The organism is Nocardioides pacificus, from assembly GCF_054775955.1.
This window is the reverse complement of sequence record NZ_BAAHCI010000005.1, coordinates 814,810-836,640: the sequence shown is the minus strand read 5'-3', so window position 1 is coordinate 836,640 and position 21,831 is coordinate 814,810. Positions and strand designations below refer to the sequence as shown.

17 protein-coding genes and 1 pseudogene are annotated in these 21,831 nt (G+C 70.9%); 9 read left to right on the top strand and 9 right to left on the bottom strand.

Features of this window, described 5'->3' with window-relative positions:
• Window positions 1-9 precede the first annotated feature (9 nt).
• From ACYU7L_RS06570 to thpR, 4 genes are all read right to left on the bottom strand, one after another.
• On the bottom strand, window positions 10-1,398 hold the full coding sequence (locus ACYU7L_RS06570; protein ID WP_460794534.1) for an NAD(P)(+) transhydrogenase (Re/Si-specific) subunit beta: 1,389 nt from the start codon (window positions 1,396-1,398) through the stop codon (window positions 10-12).
• On the bottom strand, window positions 1,398-1,718 hold the full coding sequence (locus ACYU7L_RS06565) for an NAD(P) transhydrogenase subunit alpha part 2 (RefSeq protein WP_460794532.1): 321 nt from the start codon (window positions 1,716-1,718) through the stop codon (window positions 1,398-1,400). The genes ACYU7L_RS06570 and ACYU7L_RS06565 overlap by 1 nt, the downstream gene beginning before the upstream one ends.
• Window positions 1,715-2,866 carry an NAD(P) transhydrogenase subunit alpha gene (locus tag ACYU7L_RS06560; RefSeq protein ID WP_460794531.1) on the bottom strand — a complete coding sequence of 384 codons (1,152 nt, stop codon included), beginning with the start codon at window positions 2,864-2,866 and terminating at the stop codon, window positions 1,715-1,717. Before ACYU7L_RS06560 ends, ACYU7L_RS06565 begins: the two co-directional genes overlap by 4 nt.
• A gap of 78 nt (window positions 2,867-2,944) precedes the next feature.
• Window positions 2,945-3,508: an RNA 2',3'-cyclic phosphodiesterase gene (gene thpR, locus ACYU7L_RS06555; RefSeq protein WP_460794530.1), complete on the bottom strand. Its 564-nt coding sequence runs from the start codon at window positions 3,506-3,508 to the stop codon at window positions 2,945-2,947.
• 84 nt (window positions 3,509-3,592) lie between these two features.
• Here thpR and ACYU7L_RS06550 point away from each other — a divergent pair, with 84 nt between their 5' ends.
• A complete protein-coding gene (locus tag ACYU7L_RS06550) occupies window positions 3,593-4,057 on the top strand; it encodes a PPOX class F420-dependent oxidoreductase (protein ID WP_460794529.1) in 465 nt (154 codons plus the stop codon).
• Between the two features lie 114 nt (window positions 4,058-4,171).
• Here ACYU7L_RS06550 and ACYU7L_RS06545 read toward each other — a convergent pair whose 3' ends face one another.
• Window positions 4,172-5,317, bottom strand: a complete 1,146-nt coding sequence (locus tag ACYU7L_RS06545; protein ID WP_460794528.1) for an acyl-CoA dehydrogenase family protein — start codon at window positions 5,315-5,317, stop codon at window positions 4,172-4,174.
• A 105-nt stretch (window positions 5,318-5,422) separates the two neighbouring features.
• Between ACYU7L_RS06545 and ACYU7L_RS06540 the strand changes: the two genes are divergently transcribed.
• Complete coding sequence (locus ACYU7L_RS06540) at window positions 5,423-7,513, top strand: elongation factor G-like protein EF-G2 (RefSeq protein WP_460794527.1); 2,091 nt, start codon at window positions 5,423-5,425, stop codon at window positions 7,511-7,513.
• A gap of 180 nt (window positions 7,514-7,693) precedes the next feature.
• Window positions 7,694-8,653: a TerC family protein gene (locus tag ACYU7L_RS06535; protein WP_460794526.1), complete on the top strand. Its 960-nt coding sequence runs from the start codon at window positions 7,694-7,696 to the stop codon at window positions 8,651-8,653.
• Here ACYU7L_RS06535 and ACYU7L_RS06530 read toward each other — a convergent pair.
• A complete protein-coding gene (locus ACYU7L_RS06530) occupies window positions 8,596-8,874 on the bottom strand; it encodes a MarR family transcriptional regulator (protein ID WP_460794525.1) in 279 nt (92 codons plus the stop codon). The genes ACYU7L_RS06535 and ACYU7L_RS06530 overlap by 58 nt on opposite strands.
• 184 nt (window positions 8,875-9,058) lie before the next feature.
• Here ACYU7L_RS06530 and glgX point away from each other — a divergent pair, with 184 nt between their 5' ends.
• From glgX to ACYU7L_RS06510, 4 genes are all read left to right on the top strand, one after another.
• Complete coding sequence (glgX, locus tag ACYU7L_RS06525; RefSeq protein WP_460794524.1) at window positions 9,059-11,263, top strand: glycogen debranching protein GlgX; 2,205 nt, start codon at window positions 9,059-9,061, stop codon at window positions 11,261-11,263.
• On the top strand, window positions 11,260-13,659 hold the full coding sequence (gene treY, locus ACYU7L_RS06520) for a malto-oligosyltrehalose synthase (protein WP_460794523.1): 2,400 nt from the start codon (window positions 11,260-11,262) through the stop codon (window positions 13,657-13,659). The genes glgX and treY overlap by 4 nt, the downstream gene beginning before the upstream one ends.
• Entirely contained in the window at window positions 13,659-15,458 is a 1,800-nt protein-coding gene (treZ, locus tag ACYU7L_RS06515) for a malto-oligosyltrehalose trehalohydrolase (protein WP_460794522.1), read from the top strand. The genes treY and treZ overlap by 1 nt, the downstream gene beginning before the upstream one ends.
• 241 nt (window positions 15,459-15,699) lie before the next feature.
• On the top strand, window positions 15,700-17,142 hold the full coding sequence (locus tag ACYU7L_RS06510; RefSeq protein ID WP_460794521.1) for an HNH endonuclease signature motif containing protein: 1,443 nt from the start codon (window positions 15,700-15,702) through the stop codon (window positions 17,140-17,142).
• A gap of 233 nt (window positions 17,143-17,375) precedes the next feature.
• Here the strand turns inward: ACYU7L_RS06510 and ACYU7L_RS06505 are convergent, their stop codons facing one another.
• Entirely contained in the window at window positions 17,376-18,152 is a 777-nt protein-coding gene (locus tag ACYU7L_RS06505) for a hypothetical protein (RefSeq protein ID WP_460794520.1), read from the bottom strand.
• Between the two features lie 122 nt (window positions 18,153-18,274).
• On the opposite strand from ACYU7L_RS06505, the gene ACYU7L_RS06500 reads away from it, so the two are divergent.
• Window positions 18,275-19,222 (top strand): NAD(P)H-binding protein, encoded by a 948-nt coding sequence (locus ACYU7L_RS06500; protein ID WP_460794519.1) that lies wholly within the window; start codon window positions 18,275-18,277, stop codon window positions 19,220-19,222.
• Window positions 19,223-19,245: 23 nt separating this feature from the next.
• Here the strand turns inward: ACYU7L_RS06500 and ACYU7L_RS06495 are convergent, their stop codons facing one another.
• Entirely contained in the window at window positions 19,246-19,866 is a 621-nt protein-coding gene (locus ACYU7L_RS06495) for a CPBP family glutamic-type intramembrane protease (protein ID WP_460794518.1), read from the bottom strand.
• Between the two features lie 113 nt (window positions 19,867-19,979).
• Here ACYU7L_RS06495 and ACYU7L_RS06490 point away from each other — a divergent pair, with 113 nt between their 5' ends.
• Window positions 19,980-21,611 (top strand): MinD/ParA family ATP-binding protein, encoded by a 1,632-nt coding sequence (locus tag ACYU7L_RS06490; protein ID WP_460794517.1) that lies wholly within the window; start codon window positions 19,980-19,982, stop codon window positions 21,609-21,611.
• Window positions 21,612-21,618: 7 nt separating this feature from the next.
• On the opposite strand, the pseudogene ACYU7L_RS06485 reads toward ACYU7L_RS06490, so the two are convergent.
• A pseudogene (locus tag ACYU7L_RS06485) lies at window positions 21,619-21,831 on the bottom strand (2-phosphosulfolactate phosphatase); the annotation flags it as partial.

Here is a 21,831-nt window from a genome sequence, read left to right as displayed (position 1 = left end):
CCGGCGTCCCTACAGCGCCTTGACCGCCGTCAGGAGCTTGCCGAGCGTCTCCTTGGCGTCGCCGAAGAGCAGCGTGGTCTTCGGGTCGAAGAGCAGCTCGTTCTCGATGCCGGCGAAGCCGGGGCGCATGGAGCGCTTGAGGAAGACGATCTGCTGGCCCTCGTCGGCGTTGAGGATCGGCATGCCATAGATCGGCGCCTCGGGGCTGGTGCGCGCGGCGGGGTTGACGACGTCGTTGGCGCCGACGACGAGGACCACGTCGGTGTGCTTGAACTCGCCGTTGATGTCGTCCATCTCGACGAGCTGCTCGTAGGGCACCTGGGCCTCGGCGAGCAGCACGTTCATGTGACCGGGCATCCGGCCGGCGACGGGGTGGATGGCGTAGTCGACCTGGGTGCCGCGTGCGATGAGCACGTCGACCAGCTCGCGCATGGTGTGCTGGGCCTGCGCGACGGCGAGCCCGTAGCCGGGGACGATGATGACCCGGGCGGCGTAGCCGAGCAGGATCGCGATGTCCTCGGGCCCGGCCGAGCGGACCGGCCGGTCGGAGGCCTCGCCGGCACCCAGCGTCGAGCCGCCCTTGAGCGCCCCGAAGAGGATGTTGGCGACCGAGCGCCCCATGGCCCCGGCCATCAGCATGGTCAGGAAGGTGCCGGCCGCGCCGACGAGGGTGCCGGCGACCAGCAGCACGGTGTTGCCGAGCACGTAGCCACCCGCGGCGACCGTGAGGCCGGTGAACGCGTTGAGCAGCGAGATCACGATCGGGACGTCGGCGCCGCCGACGGGCAGCACGAGCAGCACGCCGAGCGCGAGGCCCAGCAGCGCCAGCACGATCCCGATCCACACCGTCGGCTCGCGTACGACGAGCACCGAGAGCACGAGAGCGGCCAGGAAGGCACCGGCGAAGGCGATCGGGAGGCCCGGGAAGACCACCGGCCGCGAGGTCATCAGCTCCTGCAGCTTGGCGAACGTGACCACCGAGCCGGCGAAGGAGACCGAGCCGACCACGATCGTGAACGCCGTGGCGGCCAACGGGAACCAGTCCGGCTCCAGGCCGTGCTCGGCGAGCTCGGCGAACTCGGTGAGCTCCAGCAGCGCCACGAGCGCGGCCGCGCCGCCGCCGACGCCGTTGAACAGCGCCACCATCTGCGGCATCTGGGTCATCTGGACCCGCTGGGCCCCCAGGAAGCCCCCGAGGGAGCCGATCGCGATCGCGCCGAGGATGAGCGGGACGTGGTCGAGGTCGAGGTAGAAGAACGGGATCGAGCAGGCCACGACCGCGGCCGCCGCGCCGATCAGGTTGCCGGCGCGCGCCGTGCGCGGTCCGGCCAGGCCCTTGAGCGCGAGGATGAAGCCGACCGCGCAGAGCAGGTAGACGAACTGGACCCAGGTGGGCATCACTTGCCGCCCTTCCCGGTGGTCGCGGCGCCGGCCGTGGGCTTGCGCCGGGTGAACATCTGCAGCATCCGGTCGGTCACCACGAAGCCGCCGACCATGTTGATGGCGGCCAGCACGATGGCGATCAGCCCCACGACCAGGGCCACGGTGCTGTCGGTGGTGCCGGTCACGATGATGGCGCCGAGCAGGATGACGCCGTGGATCGCGTTGGCCCCCGACATCAGCGGGGTGTGCAGGGTCGAGGACACCTTGGCGATGACCTCGATGCCGACGAACACGCTCAGCACGAAGATCGTCAGCCAGACCATGGACTCGTTCATCGGCCCGCCTCCTGCTCGTCGGTCGGCAGCGGTCCTTCGACCAGCTCCCGGGTGGGACCGTGGACGATGGCGCCGCCGCGGGTGACACAGGCACCGGCGACGATCTCGTCGTCGTGGTCGGGGTCGAAGGCGCCCTCACGGGTCATCAGCGTGACCAGGTTGACGATGTTCTGCGCATAGAGCCGCGACGCCGGGCCGGGCATCTGCGAGGGCACGTTGCGTCCGCCCCACACCTGTGCGTGGCCGATCCGGACGATCTCGCCCGCGACCGAGCCCTCGATGTTGCCGCCGGTGTCGGCGGCGAGGTCGACGACCACGGATCCGGGCTTCATCTGCTCGACCATCGCCGAGGTCACCAGCATCGGCGCCCGTCGACCCGGGACGGCGGCGGTGGTGATCAGCGCGTCCGCGGCGGCGATGTACGGCGCGAGCAGCTCGCGCTGACGGGCCGCGCGGTCCTCGGTCATCTCCCGGGCATAGCCGCCGGAGCCCTCCAGCGTCTCGAGCTCGAGCTCGATCGCCTGGGCGCCCATCGAGCGGATCTCCTCCGCGGCGGCCGCGCGCACGTCGTACGCCTTGACGACGGCGCCGAGCCGCTTGGCGGTGGCGATCGCCTGCAGGCCCGCGACGCCGGCGCCGAGCACGACGACCTGGGCGGGAGGGACGGTGCCGGCTGCGGTCATGTTGAGGGGGAAGAAGCGGCGCAGCAGCCCGGCCGCGACGATCGCGCAGCGATAGCCGGAGACCAGCGACTGCGACGACAGCGCGTCCATCGACTGGGCGCGCGAGATCCGCGGCACGAGCTCCATCGCCCAGGAGTCGACGCCGCAGTCACGCAGATCGGCGACCACGTCGGGCACCTGCCCGGTCGGCAGGAACGAGATCGTGGCGGCACCTCGCCGCAGGCGGCGCACGGACGCGACCTCCAGCGGCTGGACCGACACCACGAGGTCGGCGGAGTCGAGGGCGGCGTCGTCGAGCAGCGCGCCGGCTGCGACGTACTCCTCGTCGGCGATCAGGGCCTGGGCACCGGCACCGGGCTCGACGGCGATCTCGTAGCCCAGGGCGGTCAGCTTGCCGACCAGCTCTGGCACGAGCGCGACACGGGTCTCTCCGGCCCGGGTCTCCCGGGCGACTGCGATTCTCATCCCCTGCAACCTAGGGCAGACCCGCCGGCGGGGTGCACCCGGCACACCGAAGCGGTGCGCGACGACCGGTCTGGGGCGTCAGTCGAACGGGACACGGGCGATCTCCTCGTAGCGCGGACGCCGTCGTGGGCCCTCCCCGAGATGGGAGGCGACGAGGGCGATCTCGCCCACCTCCCACGCGGGGCCGGCGTAGGCGTCCAGCAGCCGGACCCAGTTGGTGACCTCGGCGGGGAAGCCCAGCCGGGCGATCGTGAGGTGGGGACGGAACCGCTGCCCGTCGACGGGCACCCCGGCCCGGTTGGCCGCGGCCCGGGCGCCGGTCGCGAGCCGGCCCAGCTCCTGGTCCCCGTGCTCGTCCAGCTCGAGCCCGGCCCACAGCACCCGGGCCCGCGCGACGTCCGGGAACGCCCCGCCACCGGCGATCCGGGTGCGGAACGGCGTACGTCGGTGCGCGGCGCGCTCGAGCCGCTCCACGAGGTCGTCGAGCGCCCGGTCGGGCACGTCGGCCAGGAACGCCAGCGTGCAGTGCACCTGGTCCGCCTGGGTCCACCGGAGGTCGCCCGCCTCACGGCGCGGCTCCAGGAAGGCGTCGAGGTCGTCCAGCGCGTCTTGGGGCGGCACCACGGCCACGAACATCCGCATGGGGCGAGGCTAGACGGCGCGGGCTCCGGGGTGGAGCGGATTGGCCCTTCCCCGGCCCACCTGCGATGGCGCACAGTGGACGACATGCCACCCAAGACCGCCACCAACACCGAGGTCGACCTCGAGGGCCTGCTGGACTTCGTGCGCGACCGCCACCAGATGCTGCTGATCACCACGCGCTCCGACGGGCGCCCCCAGGCCTCCCCCGTGACCGGGGGCGTCGACGACGAGGGCCGCATCGTCATCTCGACCTACCCCGAGCGCGCCAAGACCGCGAACGCCCGTCAGCGCCCGCAGGTCAGCGTGGTCGTCCTCTCCGAGGAGTTCAACGACGCCTGGGTCCAGGTGGACGGCGACTGCGAGGTCGTCGACGCGCCGGAGTCCGTCGAGCCGCTGGTGACCTACTACCGCAACATCGCCGGCGAGCACCCGGACTGGGCCGACTACCGCGCCGCGATGCGCCAGCAGGGCAAGTCGCTGCTGCGCATCACCCCGACCCGCTGGGGCCCCATCGCCACCGGCGGGTTCCCCCCGCGTCTGGCGGACTGAGGGGGTGTCGGTTTCCCCGGCCGACCGGGGATCGCTGAACTTGTCAGGCGAAACTTCGCCCGACAACGTCAGGTTTCCCCGGTCGACCGGGGAAACCTGACGTGCCGGCCAGCCTCACAGACCGAGGTCGCGCCCGATCAGCATCTTCATGATCTCGTTGGAGCCGGCCCAGATCTTCGTGACGCGGGCGTCGCGCCAGGCGCGGGCCACGCGGTACTCGTTCATGTAGCCGTAGCCGCCGTGCAGCTGGACGCAGTGGTCGAGCACGTCGTTCTGCACCTGCGAGGTCCACCACTTCGCCTTGGCGGCGTCGACCGAGCTGAGCTTGCCCGCGGAGTGCTTGACCACGCACTGGTCGACGTACGCCTGGGTGACCTCGACCTGGGTGACCAGCTCTGCCAGCAGGAACTGGTTGTGCTGGAAGTTGCCGATCGGCTGGCCGAAGGCCTTGCGGTCCTTGGCGTACTGGATCGTCTCCTCGAGGATCTGCGCGGCGTGGGCCAGGTTGGTGACGGCCGAGCCGAGGCGCTCCTGGGGCAGGAACTGCATCATCGAGATGAAGCCGGTGTCGAGCGGGCCGATCAGGTCGGCGTTGCTGACCCGGACGTCCTCGAAGGAGAGCTCGGCGGTGTCGGACTCGTCCTGGCCGACCTTGTCGAGGACCCGGCCGACCGAGAAGCCCGGCAGCGAGGTGTCGACGCCGAAGAGCGAGATGCCCTTGGCCTTCTTCTCCGGGCTGGTGCGCGCGGCGACGACCACGAGGTCGGCGCTGCCGCCGTTGGTGATGAAGGTCTTGGACCCGTTGATGATCCAGTCGTCGCCGTCGCGGACGGCGGTGGTCTTGAGGTTCGCCAGGTCGGAGCCGCCGCCGGGCTCGGTCATCCCGATGGCGGTGAGCAGCTCGCCGGAGCAGAAGCGCGGGAGCCAGCGCTCCTTCTGCTCGTCGTTGGTCAGGTGCACGAGGTACGGCGCGACGATGTCGGCGTGGATGCCCAGGCAGGAGGGCAGCGTCATGTTGACCTTGGCGAGCTCCTCGGTGAGCACCGCGTTGAAGCGGTAGTCGCCGGCCTCGGAGCCGCCGTACTGCTCGGGGACCTCCAGGCCGAGGAAGCCCTGCTTGCCGGCCTCGAGCCAGAACTCACGGGGCAGGCCGTGGTCGCCGGCGTACTCCTCCATGTTGGGCACCACCTGGCGGTCGAGGAACTCCTTGACCGATGCCCGGAATGCCTCGTGGTCCTCGTCATAGATCTCGCGCGTCATAAGAGGATCGTACCCACCAGTAACCATCTGAGGACGTTGGTCCGCCGAACACGAGGGCCGAGGGGCCCTTGCCCACTTCCGGGGAGCGGGCGTTGGGTGGGTGCCATGGCAGACAAGGGCACCCGTAGGAACGCCATCCAGAACCTCGAGGCCGGCCGGCCCGATCAGATCCGCAACGTGGTCCTGGTCGGGCCGGCTTCGTCCGGGAAGACCAGCCTCGTCGAGGCGCTGCTGGTCCAGGCCGGAGCCCTCTCCCGACCGGGCTCGGTCATCGACGGCACGACGGTCTCCGACTTCGAGGACTCCGAGCAGGCCCACGGCCGCTCGTCCTCCCTCGCGGTCGCGCCACTCGTCCACCGCGGAGTCAAGGTCAATCTGCTGGACACCCCCGGCTACGCCGACTTCGTGGGCGAGGTGCGCGCGGGCCTGCGCGCGGCCGACTGCGCCCTCTTCGTGCTGGCGGCCAACGAAGGCGTCGACCACGCCGCCACCCAGCTGTGGGCGGAGTGCGCCGAGGTGGGCATGCCGCGCGTCGTGGTGGTCACCAAGCTCGACCACCCGCGCGCCGACTTCACCGGCGTCCTGACGGCTGCCCAGGCGGCGTTCGGCGACAAGGTGCTGCCGGTGCTCGTCCCCGACGGCGGAGGTACGACGTCACTGCTGCGCGCCGGCCCCGCGGTGGCCGGCGCCGGGGGCGACCCGCGTCGGGGAGCGCTGATCGAAGCGGTCATCGAGGAGTCCGAGGACGAGGGCCTGATGGAGCGCTACCTGGCCGGCGAGGAGGTCTCCGAGGACGCCCTCGTCGCCGACCTCGAGCGCGCGGTGGCCGGAGCCTCGCTGCACCCGGTCCTCCCGGTCTGCGCCACCACCGGCGCGGGCTGCGACGAGCTGCTCGAGCTCATGGTCCGCGGCTTCCCCTCCCCCGCCGAGCACCGGCCCCCCGAGGTGTTCACGACCGCGGGCGCTCCGGCCGAGGCCCTGGCCTGCGACCCGGACGGGCCGCTGGTCGCCGAGGTCGTCAAGACCACGAGCGACCCCTACCTGGGCCGGGTCAGCCTGGTCCGGGTCTTCTCCGGGACGCTCGAGGCGGACGCCGCCCTGCACGTGTCCGGCCACTTCACGTCGTTCTACGGCGAGGGCTCGGGCCACCAGGACCACGACGACGACGAGCGGATCGGAGCCCTGGGGCACCCGTTCGGGCGCCAGCAGGTCGCTGTCAAGCGCGTCGTCGCGGGCGACATCGCCGCGATCGGCCGGCTCAGCGGTGCGGAGACGGGCGACACGCTCTCGGCCGTGGACCAGCCGCGGGTGCTGCGCCCCTGGGCGATGCCCGCGCCCTTGCTGCCGATCGCGATCGAGGCCGCCACGAAGTCCGACGAGGACAAGCTCTCCGTCGCGCTCGCCCGCCTCAGCGCCGAGGACCCGTCGCTGCGCATCGAGCAGAGCCCCGAGACCCGTCAGCTGGTGCTGTGGGTGATGGGCGAGGCGCACGCCGACCTCGCGCTCGACCGGCTGCGCGACCGCTTCGGCGTGAGCGTCGAGCAGCGCGAGGTGCTTGTGCCCCTGCGCGAGACCTTCGTCGGCAAGGGCGTCGGCCACGGCCGCCACGTCAAGCAGTCCGGCGGCCACGGCCAGTACGCCGTGTGCGACATCGAGGTCGAGCCCCTCCCGGGCGGCAGCGGCTTCGAGTTCGTCGACAAGGTGGTCGGCGGCGCCGTCCCGCGCCAGTACGTCCCGAGCGTCGAGAAGGGCGTCCGGGCCCAGATGGAGCGTGGGGTCCTCAACGGCTACCCGGTGGTGGACCTGCGCGTCACGTTGACCGACGGCAAGTCGCACAGCGTCGACTCCTCCGACATGGCCTTCCAGAGCGCCGGCGCACTGGCGCTGCGCGAGGCCGCCGCCGACGCGGGCGTCACCGTGCTGGAGCCGTACGACGAGGTGCTGGTGCGGGTGCCAGACGACCAGGTCGGCGCCGTGATGGGCGACCTGGCGGCCCGCCGCGGCCGACCGTTGGGCAGCGAGCAGACCGAGGACCGGCACAGCGTGATCCGGGCCCACGTCCCGGCCCTCGAGCTGGTCCGCTACGCCATCGACCTGCGGGCGGCCACGCACGGGACCGGGACGTTCACCCGGACCTTCGACCACTACGAGCCGATGCCCGACGGTCTCGTCGGCCAGGTGGCCGATCGAGGCTGAGCGCGAGCTTGACACCCGAAGTCTAATTCGCGAATACTCTCTCCCTACGAGGGGAGTACCCCATCATCGCGTCGCCGTCACTACGGCCGGCCCAGTCCGACCCGGTGCGCGAGCCGCCTGACCCGGCGGTGGGAGAGACCTCCAGCAGCCCGCCGCGCGCGGGCGGATGGAGGCGTGACGATGAACGTTCCCCTGTGGGCCTGGGCAGCTGTCCTGGCCGTGATCCTCGCGATGCTGGCGGTCGATCTGTTCGCCCACCGCACGGCCCACGTCGTGTCGGTGCGGGAGGCGGCGATCTGGTCGGCCGTCTGGGTCAGCCTCGGCCTGGCCTTCGGAGGCGTGGTCTGGTGGGCGTACGGCGCCCAGGCCGGCGGTGAGTACTTCGCCGGCTACCTGATCGAGAAGTCGCTCGCTGTCGACAACGTCTTCGTCTTCGCGCTGATCTTCACCTACTTCGCCGTCCCCCGGGAGTACCAGCACCGCGTGCTGTTCTACGGCGTGCTCGGCGCGCTCGTGTTCCGGGCGATCTTCATCGCCGGCGGAGCCGTGCTGATCGAGAACTTCGCCTGGGTGCTCTATGTGTTCGGCGCCTTCCTCGTCTACACGGGCTGGAAGATGTTCACCCACCGCAACGCCGAGCCGGACCTGTCCCGCAACCCGGTGCTGCGCTGGGTCAAGCGGTGGGTGCCCACCACGGACGAGCTCCACGGCCAGAAGTTCTGGGTGCGCCGCGCGGGGAAGTGGGTCGCCACCCCGCTCTTCACCGTGCTGATCCTGATCGAGGTCACCGACATCATCTTCGCGGTCGACTCGATCCCCGCGATCTTCGCCGTCACCCAGGAGCCGTTCCTGGTCTTCACCAGCAACGCCTTCGCGATCCTGGGCCTGCGGGCGATGTACTTCCTGCTCGCCGACCTGATCCACCGCTTCGTCCACCTCAAGGCGGGCCTCGCCGCGATCCTGGTCTTCGTTGGCATCAAGATGCTGCTGCTCGACGTCTACAAGATCCCGATCTGGCTCTCGCTGAGCGTCATCGCGACCTGTCTCGTCGTCGCGGTGGTCGCGAGTCTGCGGGCGACGGCCTACCCGCCGAGCAGCTCCACGAAGTCACCGAGCGTGACCTCCGACTCGAGCTCGTGACGGAGGTGGGCCGAGCGCACCACCGTGTAGCGGTTGCGCCGGCCCACCTTCTGCTTGGTCAGGCATCCCTGCGTCTCGAGATCGCGCACGATCTGCTGCACCGCCCGCTCGGTGATGCCGACGACCTGCGCCATGTCGCGCATCCGGGCGTCGGGGTCGCGGGCGAGCGCGACCAGGACGTGGCCGTGGTTGGAGAGGAAGGTCCAGGCGTCTCGCGTCACGTGAAGCACGCTACGCGAGTCGCGCTTCGTGAGTATCCGACTGGGACCCGACCTGTGATGGGGACGGCACCCACCCGCAGGTGTAGGACCGGACCAGACCGGGCACATCTCACGGGGCACGGGCACACCGTGCTTTGATCGTTCCAACTCCGGCACGGCGTCGGAGGGGAGAGAGGCACCACTGATGGAGACCTGGCCGGGAGCGGCGTACCCGCTCGGCGCGACCTTTGACGGCAGCGGCACCAACTTCGCGCTCTTCAGCGAGGTCGCCGACAAGGTGGAGCTCTGCTTGTTCGACGAGGCACCCGACGGCACCCGCACGGAGACCCGGGTGAAGGTGCGCGAGGTGGACGCCCACGTGTGGCACTGCTATCTCCCGCAGGTCCAGCCGGGGCAGCGCTACGGCTACCGCGTGCACGGGCCCTGGGACCCGTCGCAGGGGATGCGCTGCAACCCCAACAAGCTGCTGCTCGACCCCTACGCCAAGGCGACCAGCGGCGAGATCGACTGGGACCAGTCCCTGTTCGGCTACAACTTCGGCGACCCCGACTCGCGCAACGACGACGACTCCGCGCAGCACATGACGCTCGGCGTCGTCATCAACCCGTTCTTCGACTGGGAGGGCGATCGTCCGCTCGGGATCCCCTACAACGAGACCGTCATCTACGAGGCGCACGTCAAGGGTCTGACCCAGCTGCACCCGGACGTCCCCGAGGAGATCCGCGGCACCTACGCCGGTCTCGCCCACCCCGCGGTGACCGAGCACCTCACCAAGCTCGGCGTCACGGCGCTGGAGCTGATGCCGGTCCACCAGTTCGTCCAGGACAGCACCCTGCTCGAGAAGGGCCTGCGCAACTACTGGGGCTACAACACCCTCGGCTTCTTCGCGCCGCACGCGGACTACGCCTCCGCTGCCCGCAACGCCCAGGGCCAGGGCCAGCAGGTCCAGGAGTTCAAGGCGATGGTCAAGGCCATGCACGCCGCCGGCATCGAGGTCATCCTCGACGTGGTATACAACCACACGGCCGAGGGCAACCACCTCGGGCCGACGCTCAGCTTCCGGGGCATCGACAACCCGGCGTACTACCGCCTCGTCGAGGACGACGAGCAGTACTACATGGACTACACCGGCACCGGGAACTCCCTCAACGTCCGGCACCCGCACTCGCTGCAGCTGCTGATGGACTCGCTGCGCTACTGGGTCACCGAGATGCACGTCGACGGCTTCCGCTTCGACCTCGCCTCCACGCTGGCCCGGGAGTTCTACGACGTCGACCGACTGGCGACGTTCTTCGAGCTCGTCCAGCAGGACCCGGTCGTCAGCCAGGTCAAGCTGATCGCCGAGCCGTGGGACGTGGGCCCGGGCGGCTACCAGGTGGGCGGCTTCCCGCCCCAGTGGACCGAGTGGAACGGCGCCTACCGCGACACCGTGCGCGACTTCTGGCGCGGCGAGCCCTCGCTCGGTGAGTTCGCCAGTCGGATCGCGGGGTCCTCGGACCTCTACGAGCACTCCGGGCGCCGCCCCGTCGCGAGCATCAACTTCGTCACCGCCCACGACGGCTTCACGCTGCGCGACCTCGTGTCCTACAACGAGAAGCACAACGAGGCCAACGGCGAGGACAACAACGACGGCGAGAGCCACAACCGCTCGTGGAACCACGGCGTCGAGGGACCGACCGACGACCCCGAGATCCAGCTGGCCCGCGCCCGCGAGCAGCGCAACTACCTCGCGACGCTGCTGCTCAGCCAGGGCGTCCCGATGATCGCGCACGGCGACGAGCTCGGCCGCACCCAGGACGGCAACAACAACACCTACGCCCAGGACTCCGAGATCAGCTGGGTGCACTGGGACCGCGCCGACCAGCCGCTGGTCGAGTTCACCGCCGCGGTCACCCGCCTGCGCCACGACCACCCGACGTTCCGCCGCAAGCGGTTCTTCACCGGCGGCACCGTGCGCACCGGCGACGGCGAGCGCCTCAACGACATCGTCTGGCTCCACCTCGACGGCCGTCCCATGGAGAACGACGAGGACTGGGAGGAGAGCGGCAAGGCGATCGGCATGTACCTCAACGGCCAGGGCATCGCCGGCAGCGACCACCGCGGCCAGCGGATCGTCGACGACCACTTCCTGCTCTACTTCAACGCCGACGGGCCCGCCGAGATCACCCTTCCGCCCGAGGAGTACGCCGAGGCGTGGGACGTCGTCATCGACACCGGCGGGTCCGCCGACAGCCGCGGCCCGTGCCCGGCCGGCGCGACGATCCCGATGGAGACGCGCAGCATGCTGGTCCTGCGCGAGTACATCGAGCCGGAGGCAGACGTGGACCACTCGGTGGCGGCCTCCGTCGCGGCCCAGACCCAGTCGGCCCACCCGAGCGGAACGCGATGAGCGAGACCGACCAGACGACGCGGCGCGTCCCCGACCGGGCACCGACCAGCACCTACCGGCTGCAGATCACCGAGGAGTTCGACCTCTACGCGGCCCGGGACCTGCTGGACTACCTGCACGGTCTCGGGGTCGACTGGGTCTACCTCTCGCCGCTGCTCGCGTCGGAGCCGGGCAGCGACCACGGCTACGACGTGGTGTCCCACGACGACATCGACCCCGCCCGCGGGGGCGCCGAGGGCCTGGCCGCGCTGTCGGCCGAGGCCCGCCGGCTCGGGATGGGCGTGCTGGTCGACATCGTCCCCAACCACGTCGGTGTGGCCACGCCCCACCAGGGCGCCTGGTGGTGGGACCTGCTCAAGCACGGTCGCGACTCCCAGCGCGCCAACGCCTTCGACATCGACTGGGCGGCCGGTGACGGCCGGATCCGGATCCCGGTCGTCGGCGACGACGACCAGGCCGAGTCCGGCGGTCCGATCGCCCACCTCGCCCTGGTCGACGGCGAGCTGCGCTACCACGACAACCGCTTCCCGATCGCGCCCGGCACCGACGACCCGTCGCTGCCCGGCGGCGCGGAGCCCAACGCGGTGCACGACCGGCAGCACTACGAGCTGGTCAACTGGCGGATGGCCGACGACGAGCTAAACTACCGGCGGTTCTTCGCCGTCAACGAGCTCGCCGGCGTGCGCGTCGAGGACCGCGACGTGTTCGAGGAGTCCCACGTCGAGATCCGGCGCTGGTTCGATGAGAAGCTGATCGACGGGCTCCGGGTCGACCACCCCGACGGCCTGCGCCATCCGGGCGGCTACCTGCGCGACCTCGCCGGTCTCAGCGGCGACGCCTACGTGCTGGTGGAGAAGATCCTCGAGCCGGGCGAGCAGCTGCTGACCGACTGGGACACCGCGGGCACGACCGGGTACGACGCGCTAGGGCTGATCGACCGGCTGTTGACAGACCGCGCCGGGCAGGGCCCCCTGGACCAGCTGGAGACCCGGCTGCGCGGTGCACCCGTCGACTGGCACCAGATGATCCACGACACCAAGCGCGCGGTCGCCGACGGCATCTTGAACTCCGAGGTCCGCCGGATCACCCGCGAGGTGGAGCAGGTGCTGGAGACGGCGGAGGTGACCAGTCCGGGCACCGAGGAGATCGTGGACGCGGTGGCCGAGCTGCTGGCCTGCTTCCCCGTCTACCGCTCCTACCTGCCCGAGGGGCGCGAGTACTTCGACGAGGCACTCGCGCTGGCGCTGCGACACCGCGCCGACCTGCGGCCGGTGCTGGACGTGCTCGCCCCTGTCCTGACCGACCCGCAGAACCGGCCCGCGCTGCGCTTCCAGCAGACGAGCGGGATGGTGATGGCCAAGGGGGTCGAGGACTGCGCCTTCTATCGCTGGTCGCGACTCACCTCTCTCAACGAGGTCGGCGGGGACCCGAGCGTCTTCTCCGTCAGCCCGGACGCCTTCCACGCCTCGATGATCGAGCGCCAGACCCTGTGGCCGCTGGCGATGACGGCGCTGTCGACCCACGACACCAAGCGCGGCGAGGACGTCCGCGCCCGGATCACCACGATCGCGGAGCTGCCGGCCGAGTGGGACGCGACGCTCACGCGCCTGCTCGAGCTCGTCGCGATGCCGGACGCCGGCTTCGCCAACCTGCTCTGGCAGGCCGTCGTCGGCTCCTGGCCGGCCGGTCGCGAGCGTCTGCACGGCTACGCCGAGAAGGCGATGCGCGAGGCCGGCGACCGGACCACCTGGACCGAGCCCGACGAGGCCTACGAGTCGGCGGTCCACACCGCCGTCGACGCGGCCTTCGACGACGTCGAGGTGCGCCGCACGATCGAGGAGTTCGTCCACCGCGTCACGGCTCCCGGGTGGGTCAACGCCCTGTCGGCCAAGATGCTCGCGCTCACGATGCCCGGTGTCCCGGACGTCTACCAGGGCAGCGAGCTGTGGGAGCAGAGCCTCGTCGACCCCGACAATCGGCGACCGGTCGACTTCGACGTCCGCAAGGACGTGCTCGCCCAGGTCCGCGGAGGCGTCCGTCCGACGATGCCGACGACTCCGGGCGACCCGGGTCACGCCAAGCTGCTGGTCACCAAGGTGGCGCTGACCCTGCGCCGCGACTGCCCGGGCCTGTTCCGGGGCTACGACCCGCTCAAGGCCCGCGGACCCGCCGCCGAGCACGTGGTGGCCTTCAGCCGCGGCGACGTCATCAGCGTGGTCACCCGACTGCCTGTCGGACTCGCCGCCCGTGGCGGCTGGGACGACACCGTGCTGCCGCTGCCCCCGGGCACGTGGGTCGAGGCCGTCACGGGTCGCACGGTCACCCGTGACGCGCGGCTCTCCGATCTGCTGGCCACCTACCCCGTCGCACTGCTGGTGCGCGAGGAGGACTCCTGATGACCTCTCCCACCCTCTCAGCCCCCCGGCGCGCCCGCGGCCCCTTCGACGTCTGGGCACCGACCCCCGAGCGGGTCTCGCTCAGCATCGGCGACCGGGTGGTGCCGATGCGGTGCGGCACCGACGACTGGTGGACGCCGGCCGAGGACGTCGGCGACCTCGCCGTGGCCGGGGTGGACTACGGCTACCTCGTCGGCGACAACGAGACGGTGCTCCCGGACCCGCGCTCGCGGCGCCAGCCACACGGCGTACACGCGCGGTCGCAGGTGTTCGGCCCCGCGTCGTACGCCTGGGGCGACGGCGCCTGGACCGGGCGTCAGCTCGCGGGCGCGGTCATCTATGAGCTGCACGTGGGGACGTTCACCCCCGAGGGGACCCTGGACGCAGCCGTCGGCAAGCTCGACCACCTGCGCTCGATCGGCGTCGACCTGGTCGAGGTGATGCCGGTCAACGGCTTCAACGGCACCCACAACTGGGGCTACGACGGCGTGCTGTGGTCGTCGGTGCACGAGGGGTACGGCGGTCCCGAGGCCTACCAGCGCTTCGTCGACGCCTGCCACGCGGCCGGGATGGGGGTCGTGCAGGACGTCGTCTACAACCACCTCGGGCCGTCGGGCAACTACCTGCCGGAGTTCGGGCCCTACCTGAAGGCCGAGGGCGCCAACACCTGGGGCTCGATGGTCAACCTCGACGGCGAGGGCAGCCCGGAGGTGCGCCGACTGATCCTCGACAACGTGCTGATGTGGTTCGACGACTTCCACGTGGATGCGCTGCGTCTGGACGCAGTGCACGCACTGTCGGACTCCTCGCCGGTGCACCTGCTGGAGGAGATGGCGATCGAGGTCGCCGCGCTGTCCGCGCACCGGGGACGGCCGATGACGCTCATCGCCGAGTCCGACCTCAACGACCCGCTGCTGATCCGTCCGCGTGAGGCCGGTGGCTACGGCCTCGACGCGCAGTGGAGCGACGACTTCCACCACGCCGTCCACGTGGCGCTGAGCGGGGAGACCGAGGGCTACTACGCCGACTTCGAGCCCCTCTCCGCGCTCGCGAAGGTGTGTGAGAAGGGGTTCTTCCACGACGGCACGTTCTCGTCGTTCCGCGACCGCGACCACGGCGCCCCGATCGACACCGACCACATGCCCACCTGGCGGCTCGTGGTCTGCAACCAGAACCACGACCAGATCGGCAACCGAGCCCGCGGCGACCGGCTCTCCGACCCCTCCCCCGGCCACCTCGACGACGGCCAGCTCGCCTGCGCCGCACTGCTGACCCTGGCCGGACCGTTCACGCCGATGCTCTTCCAGGGCGAGGAGTGGGCGGCCTCCACGCCGTTCCAGTTCTTCACCTCCCACCCCGAGCCCGAGCTGGGCCGCGCGACCGCCGAGGGCCGGATCCGAGAGTTCGAGCGGATGGGCTGGGACCCGGCCGTCGTCCCCGACCCCCAGGACCCCGAGACCTTCGAGCGCTCCAAGCTCGACTGGTCCGAGCTCGAAGGCGGCCGGCACGCCCGGATCCTGTCGGTCTATCGACGGCTGGCCGAGGTGCGCCGTGCCCGGCCCGAGCTCACCGACCCCTCCTTCGGCTCCGTGCAGTGCACGGCCGACGAGGAGACGCACCTGTTCACGATGCGGCGCGGGGACGTGCTGATGGTGGTCAACTTCGGCACCTCGGCGGCGAGCGTGCCACTGGCTGGCCCCCACGAGGTGCTCTTCGAGACCGGAGATGCCGTGGCCCTCGACGGCGACACGCTCCAGGTCCCGGGCCATCAGGGCGCGCTGGTGGCCGTCGTCCGGTGACCCGTGGGGCGGCGCGCGGCCGGTTCGTTGATCGAGCAGCCTGCGCAGCCCCACCTCGGTGGTCGAGCAGGTTGCGCAGCCCCGCTCGTTGGTCGAGCAGGTTGCGCAGCCGGGTTCGTTGGTCGAGCAGGTTGCGCAGCAACCGACGTCGAGACCCACCCGCGAAAAAAGTTCTCCACAGTCTGCGCGTCGCCCCGCTTCTGGCCCTGGGAATGTCGGTGGTCGCTGATCCAATAGATCCATGCCCCAGACAGCTCCCGACACCGCCGCCGCGGTGCTGGAGGCTGCCCGGATCACCCGCGTCGGAGCTGATGCGGCCGAGGCTAGACAGCTTCGGTTGGCCGTGGACTGGGCGGCGATGCACTCGGTCGACTCCCTCACCGATGCCGCGCTGGCCCACGACGGGTACGGCGACCGGGGCCTGCCCATCGCCGGGGAGGGTGCCCCGTTGGTGGCGGAGTTCGCGGTCACCGAGTTCGCTCTCGCCGTGGGCCTGTCCACCGACGCCGGTGGCCGCTACGTCGGCCAGGCCGTGGAGCTGCGCTACCGGTTGCCCAAGGTGTGGGCGCGCGTGTGTGCCGGCGACCTGGTCGCGTGGAAGGCTCGCCGCATCGCCGACGCCACCATGAGCCTCGTCCCCGACGGCGCGGCGTTCGTGGACCGTCACGTCGCCTCCGTGGCCCACAAGATCGGCATCACCGCGCTGGACCGGCTGATCGAGGAGGCCCGGGTCCAGTTCCAGCCCGAGGACGCCGAGCAACGCCGCCGCGCCGCTGCTGATGGGCGCTGTTTCGATGTCGACACCGACCAGGTCTCCTACGACGGCACCATGCAGATCCGCGGCGAGCTCGACATCGCGGACGCGATGGACCTCGACGCCGCCGTCACCGCCGGAGCCGAAGCCCAGCGTGCCCTGGGCTCGGAGGAGCCCCTCGGTGCCCGTCGGGCGAAGGCGGTCGCCGACCTTGCCCGCCAGCAGTTGGCCTTCGACCTCAACACTGAATCCGGTGACGACGCGACATCGGCTCAGCGCGGTGGATCCGACTCACCCATCAGCGCTCCGGATCAACCGCGCTCATCCACCCCGGCCCCTGACGGCCCTGCCCCCACGCACGAGACAGCGCGTCGTCCACGCCAGGTCGTCCTCTACGTCCACCTCTCCCACGACGCCCTCCGCGCCCGGGGCCTCGACCACGACGGCGTCCACCTCGCCCGGGTCGAGAACACCCGCTCCTTCGTCTCCGCCGACCAGGTCCGCGACTGGTGCGCCAGCCCTGACACTCAGATCACCGTGAAGCCGGTGATCGATCTCGAGGACCACGTCCACGTCAACGCCTACGAAGTCCCCGACCGCCTCGTCGAACGCGTCGCGTTGATCAACCACACCTGTGTGTTCCCGTGGTGCACGAGACCAGCCCGCAAGCTCAAGCCCGACGGGCACCGTGCCGACTGCGACCACGTCCGAGAACACGCCGCCGGCGGAGCCACGTGCTCCTGCAATATCGCCCCGCTATGCCGGCGGCATCACCGGCACAAGACCCACAGCCCGTGGTCCTACACCGTCGTCGACCCCGGCACGTTCCTGTGGACCAGCCCGCAGGGCTATCAGTACCTCCGCGACCACACCGGCACACTCGACGTCACCCGCGACCGGTCGCGCGCCGTACCACCGCCCGACCAGTAGCTGCACCGCCCCGGACCCCGTCGTAGGCAGCATCCGGCGGGGGCTTCGGCGCGTCTCCGGGTGGGTCTCGACGTCGGTTGCTGCGCAACCTGCTCGACCACCGAGGGGGCGGTTGCTGCGCAACCTGCTCGACCAGCGACCGGGATGCGCGACCCCCGGAAGCCGGTCCGCACAGCACGAGAGCCCGGCCGGCCCCTGCTTCAGGGCCGACCGGGCTCGGGGGTGCGGTCAGATCAGCCGGCCGCGTTGGCGAGGTCGACGACCTCGTCGTCGGCAGGTGCCTCGACGTCGATCGGCTCGTCGAACTCCGAGAACGTGAACTCACCGGGCTCGTCGCCACCGGGGACCGTCATCTTGAGGATGTAGTGCTTGCCCTCTTCGCTGCCGACCCAGACGGTGGTCTCCTCGCCGTCCTCCTCCGAGGAGATCTCGATGGCGGGGGTGCCGTCGACCTCGGTCTCGCCGACGACCTCGCCCTTCTCCTCCGCGGACTCGGACTCGTCGTCCTCGTCCTCGAGGTTCTCGAGGAACGCGTCGAGATCGCAGACCTCGGTGAACCCACCGTCGGGGACCTTGGCCCACTTGTCGCCGATCATCGCGATGATGGCCTCGGCCTCCTGGCCGCCACCCTCGCCGACGCTCGCGGTCCAGAACTCCTCGGTGCCCTTGAGGTAGGAGTCCTCGCCCAGGCCGATGATCTCGGCCTCGGCCCCACCGAGCGCGATCGTGCCGGCGCAGTCTCCGGCGGTGTTGAGCTGCAGGTCCAGCGACATCTCGCTGCCGTCGTTGCTGAAGGTGCCGGCCATCCGCACCGACTCGAGCGCGCCCATGTCCTTGAGCGCGGCGTCCTGGATCTCTTCGAGCGACTTGTCAGCGAAGTTCTCGCTCGAGGACTCGCCGGAGTCACCGGACTTGTCGTCGTTGTCGTCACCGCCGCACGCTGCGGTGGCGGTCAGCATCACGGTGCCCGCGACGGCCGCGGCCAGCCTGGTTCGCCTGTTGTAGGTCACGTCATTCCTCCTGGGTCTGTGGTGTCATGAGATCACAGTGCGGGCACAGTCCCGGACGGCTCTCACACGATGCGGCCGGCGGCTCAGACATGAGGCGCTCCGCGGATGGGCATATGACTCCTATGGCTGACTCAGCAAAGCGCATCCTTGTGACGGGGGCATCCGGCTTCATCGGACGCCGCCTGGCTCCCGCCCTCGTCGAGGAGGGGTACGACGTGCGGTCGATGACGCGGCGTCCGGAGAGCTACAGCGGCGCCGGGACACCGGTGTTCGGCGACGTCGGCGACCCGGGGAGCCTGGCTGAGGCACTCACCGACATCGACGTGGCGTTCTACCTCGTGCACTCGCTGGACTCCCACGACTTCGAGGAGCGCGACGCGGCTGCGGCCCGGGCGTTCGGCACGGCGGCCGGCGCGCTGGGCGTGCGTCAGATCATCTACCTCGGCGGGCTCGGTGACGAGGACGAGAAGCTGTCGGCCCACCTCCGGTCGCGTCGCGAGGTCGAGAAGCTGCTCGGCGAGGGCGGGGTGCCGGTGACGGTGCTGCGCGCCGCGATCATCGTCGGGCACGGCGGCATCTCCTGGGAAATCACCCGTCAGCTCGTGAAGAACCTGCCCGCCATGATCGTCCCGAAGTGGGCCAAGACCCGCACCCAGCCGATCGCGCTCGACGACGTGGTGCGCTACCTCGCCGGCGTCATCGACCACCCCGACGCCCTCGGTCGGATCTTCGAGGTCGGCGGGGACGAGCAGATGTCCTACATCGACATGCTCCGCGAGGCGGCTCTCATCGAGCGCGGCACGTCGGTGCCGATCGTGCCGGTGCCGGTCCTGACGCCCAAGCTGTCGTCGTACTGGCTCTCGCTGGTCACCGACGTGGACCTCACGACCGGGCGCAACCTGATCGACTCCATGAACAACGAGGTGATCGTGCGCGACAGCTCGATCCGCGACGTGGTGCCGGGGAGCACGCTGTCCTACAGCGAGGCGGTACGACGAGCCCTGGCGGACCGCCGGGTGGAGGCGGCGGGCGGCGACGCCGACCAGGAGGCGGCCCGGCGCAAGGACTGACGGGGCAACCCGGCCACGAGCCCTCAGGGGAAGAGCAGCGGCAGCGCGTAGAGCATGCTCACCGACCAGGTGACGTGGGTGATCATCGGGGCCAGCACCCCGCCCGTCCGCTCACGCTGCCAACCCGCCACGGCGCCGAGCAGGACGGCAGCGAACGCCAGCATCACGTTGCCGGTCAGCAGCGTCACCACGGAGTAGACGATGGTCGTGACGACCACACGATGCCGGGGCACGGCGTCGTACACCGCCCCGCGGAAGAAGAGCTCCTCCGCGAGCCCGCTGAGGAACGTGATCACCAGCAGCACCGTCTGCGAGCCCTCGTCGGCATGGGAGATCACATTGCTCACGGCGTCGCTGAGGAAGTCGATCTGGCGGACCACCAGGGCGCCCATCACGAAGAGCGCGGCCAGGCCGAGGCCGGTCAGGAACGGCAGCACCACCGGGCGCCGCCCGGACGGCTCGTTGCCCATCCGGCCCAGGTGCACCGGGCCGGCGGCGAAGGAGCCGACCGTCCACAGCACCGCGAGGCCGAAGGTCGCGGGATAGAACCACCAGTCGCCCGCCTCCAGACGCAGGGAGAACGCCAGCAGCGCCGCCCCCATCGTGATGAAGACGACCGTGGTCACCCGCTGCCGACTGAGCATGCCGTGAGTGTAGGAGGGTGCGCCGCGCCGTTGCCCACCCCATGCATAGATCGGCGGTCCGCGGGGAAGGAGGCCCGCGCACGGTCAAGAGCCGTCGCCGATAGGAGCCCCAGATGAACGACCTGACCACCGAGAGCGAACCCGTCACCGCGGCCTTCCGTGCCGACGGGAGTGTCGAGGTGCACGCGCGTGGCGCGCAGCACGTCTTCGACAACACCCCTGGTCTGGGGGACGCGCGGGACAAGGCGCTCAACTTCCTCTGGGACCTGGCAGGCAGCCCCGACTCCGCCCAGCCGTTCCGGGTCCACACCACCGGCCCGGACGGGCTGCCGACCTCGCTGGTCGTGACTCCCGACGGCTGGTACTACGACGAGCGGACCCCGGCCACGAACTGGCCGATCCCCCGCCTCACCCCGGCGGATCCGGCCGCGAACGGCGTCTCCCAGCCCGCCCCGCCCCCGACATTCGCTGAGAGCCCCGTCGAGCACACCGCGATCGTGCCGCGGATCGCGCCGGCTGATCCTGCCCCCAGTGATGCGAGCCCGGGCGATCCACTCGCTGACCCTCTCCACGACCCGCTGACGACACCGCCGGCGGACCAGAGCCCGCCGCCACCTGCGCCACCTGAGGTCGCCGCACCGATCCCGCAGGACAGCCCACCGATCCAGCCGGCCTCTCACGTGCAGCCGGCTCCTCACCCCCAGCAGGCCCCGCCCCTCGCCGGGCCTCCTCAGCCCGCTCCGCACTACGAGGGCGCCCGACGAGCCACCCCGCCGCCGGAGGAGCCCCGCTCCGACCTGCCCGCCCCCGGGTCCGTCGGCAGCGTCCACCGCTCCAGCCGCCCGTCGTTCATCACAGCCGGCCCGGCCGTCCAGCCGGCGTCGCAGGGGTGGCGTGGAGCGCTCAACAAGATGGGCTTCCGTCTCGACCCCGGCCCCAAGGAGCAGTCGTTCCGCGACGACGTCGCCGCGGTCTCCCAGCACTGGCCCGGCCCACGGGTGATCGCCGTGGCCAACGGCAAGGGCTCGGCCAACAAGACGCCCACCACGGTGATGCTCTCGGCGGTCTTCGCGCGCTACGGCGGCGCGGGCGTGCTGGCCTGGGACAACAACGAGACCCGGGGGTCCCTGGCCTGGCGGACCCAGCGCGCCAACCACGAGTCGACCGTCCTCGACCTGCTGCCGCGGGTGGACGACCTGCTCTCCACCACGGCCCAGTCGGCTGAGATGAGCTACTTCACCCACCACCAGCCCGACGACAAGTACGACGTGCTGTGGTCGGACCAGTCGGTCGCCGGGGACCACGTCGTGTCAGCCGACGACGTCGACAACATCTATCGGGTGGCGTCGCGCTACTACCGCCTCGTGGTGATGGACTCGGGCAACAGCGAGCGCGCGCCCAACTGGCGCACGATGATCAAGCACGCCGACACGCTGGTCGTGCCCTGCACCAACGTGGAGGACACCCCCGAGGCCGGTGCCCTGATGCTCGAGGCGCTGGCCAGCCGCGACGAGCACTGCCGCACGCTCGCACAGAACGCCGTGGTGATCGTCTCGCAGCGCACGCCCGGACGCGATCCCAACATGGACCGCATCGCCCGTGACTTCGCGCCGTTGGTGCGCGAGGTCGTCCGGATCCCGTTCGACCCGGCACTGAAGTCAGGGGTGATCCACTTCGGCGCCCTGCGCGCCGAGACCCAGCGGGCCTGGCTCGCGGCCGCCGCGGCGGTCGCACGAGGCGTGTGAGACGGGCTCAGGCCCGCACGTAGGCGCCGTCGACGAGCAGGGGGACGTGCGGGCTGGTGTCGAGCTCGGCTGCGATGGCGACGTCGCCCGCGAAGCCGTGACCGGCCAGCTCCCGCCCACCCGCGCAGCCACGCAGCCGCCCGGGCAGGTCGTCGACCGCATCGCGGAAGACGGCGGCTGCGGCCCGCGCCTCCGGGCTCATCCGGTCGGCCCCCACCGC

What these genes read in the sequence shown, in the direction of transcription:
- ACYU7L_RS06570 (WP_460794534.1), bottom strand. Translation starts at nt 1,398, where the DNA reads ATGCCCACCTGGGTCCAGTTCGTCTACCTGCTCTGCGCGGTCGGCTTC.
- ACYU7L_RS06565 (WP_460794532.1), bottom strand. Translation starts at nt 1,718, where the DNA reads ATGAACGAGTCCATGGTCTGGCTGACGATCTTCGTGCTGAGCGTGTTC.
- ACYU7L_RS06560 (WP_460794531.1), bottom strand. Translation starts at nt 2,866, where the DNA reads ATGAGAATCGCAGTCGCCCGGGAGACCCGGGCCGGAGAGACCCGTGTC.
- thpR (WP_460794530.1), bottom strand. Translation starts at nt 3,508, where the DNA reads ATGCGGATGTTCGTGGCCGTGGTGCCGCCCCAAGACGCGCTGGACGAC.
- ACYU7L_RS06550 (WP_460794529.1), top strand. Translation starts at nt 3,593, where the DNA reads ATGCCACCCAAGACCGCCACCAACACCGAGGTCGACCTCGAGGGCCTG.
- ACYU7L_RS06545 (WP_460794528.1), bottom strand. Translation starts at nt 5,317, where the DNA reads ATGACGCGCGAGATCTATGACGAGGACCACGAGGCATTCCGGGCATCG.
- ACYU7L_RS06540 (WP_460794527.1), top strand. Translation starts at nt 5,423, where the DNA reads ATGGCAGACAAGGGCACCCGTAGGAACGCCATCCAGAACCTCGAGGCC.
- ACYU7L_RS06535 (WP_460794526.1), top strand. Translation starts at nt 7,694, where the DNA reads ATGAACGTTCCCCTGTGGGCCTGGGCAGCTGTCCTGGCCGTGATCCTC.
- glgX (WP_460794524.1), top strand. Translation starts at nt 9,059, where the DNA reads ATGGAGACCTGGCCGGGAGCGGCGTACCCGCTCGGCGCGACCTTTGAC.
- treY (WP_460794523.1), top strand. Translation starts at nt 11,260, where the DNA reads ATGAGCGAGACCGACCAGACGACGCGGCGCGTCCCCGACCGGGCACCG.
- treZ (WP_460794522.1), top strand. Translation starts at nt 13,659, where the DNA reads ATGACCTCTCCCACCCTCTCAGCCCCCCGGCGCGCCCGCGGCCCCTTC.
- ACYU7L_RS06510 (WP_460794521.1), top strand. Translation starts at nt 15,700, where the DNA reads ATGCCCCAGACAGCTCCCGACACCGCCGCCGCGGTGCTGGAGGCTGCC.
- ACYU7L_RS06500 (WP_460794519.1), top strand. Translation starts at nt 18,275, where the DNA reads ATGGCTGACTCAGCAAAGCGCATCCTTGTGACGGGGGCATCCGGCTTC.
- ACYU7L_RS06495 (WP_460794518.1), bottom strand. Translation starts at nt 19,866, where the DNA reads ATGCTCAGTCGGCAGCGGGTGACCACGGTCGTCTTCATCACGATGGGG.
- ACYU7L_RS06490 (WP_460794517.1), top strand. Translation starts at nt 19,980, where the DNA reads ATGAACGACCTGACCACCGAGAGCGAACCCGTCACCGCGGCCTTCCGT.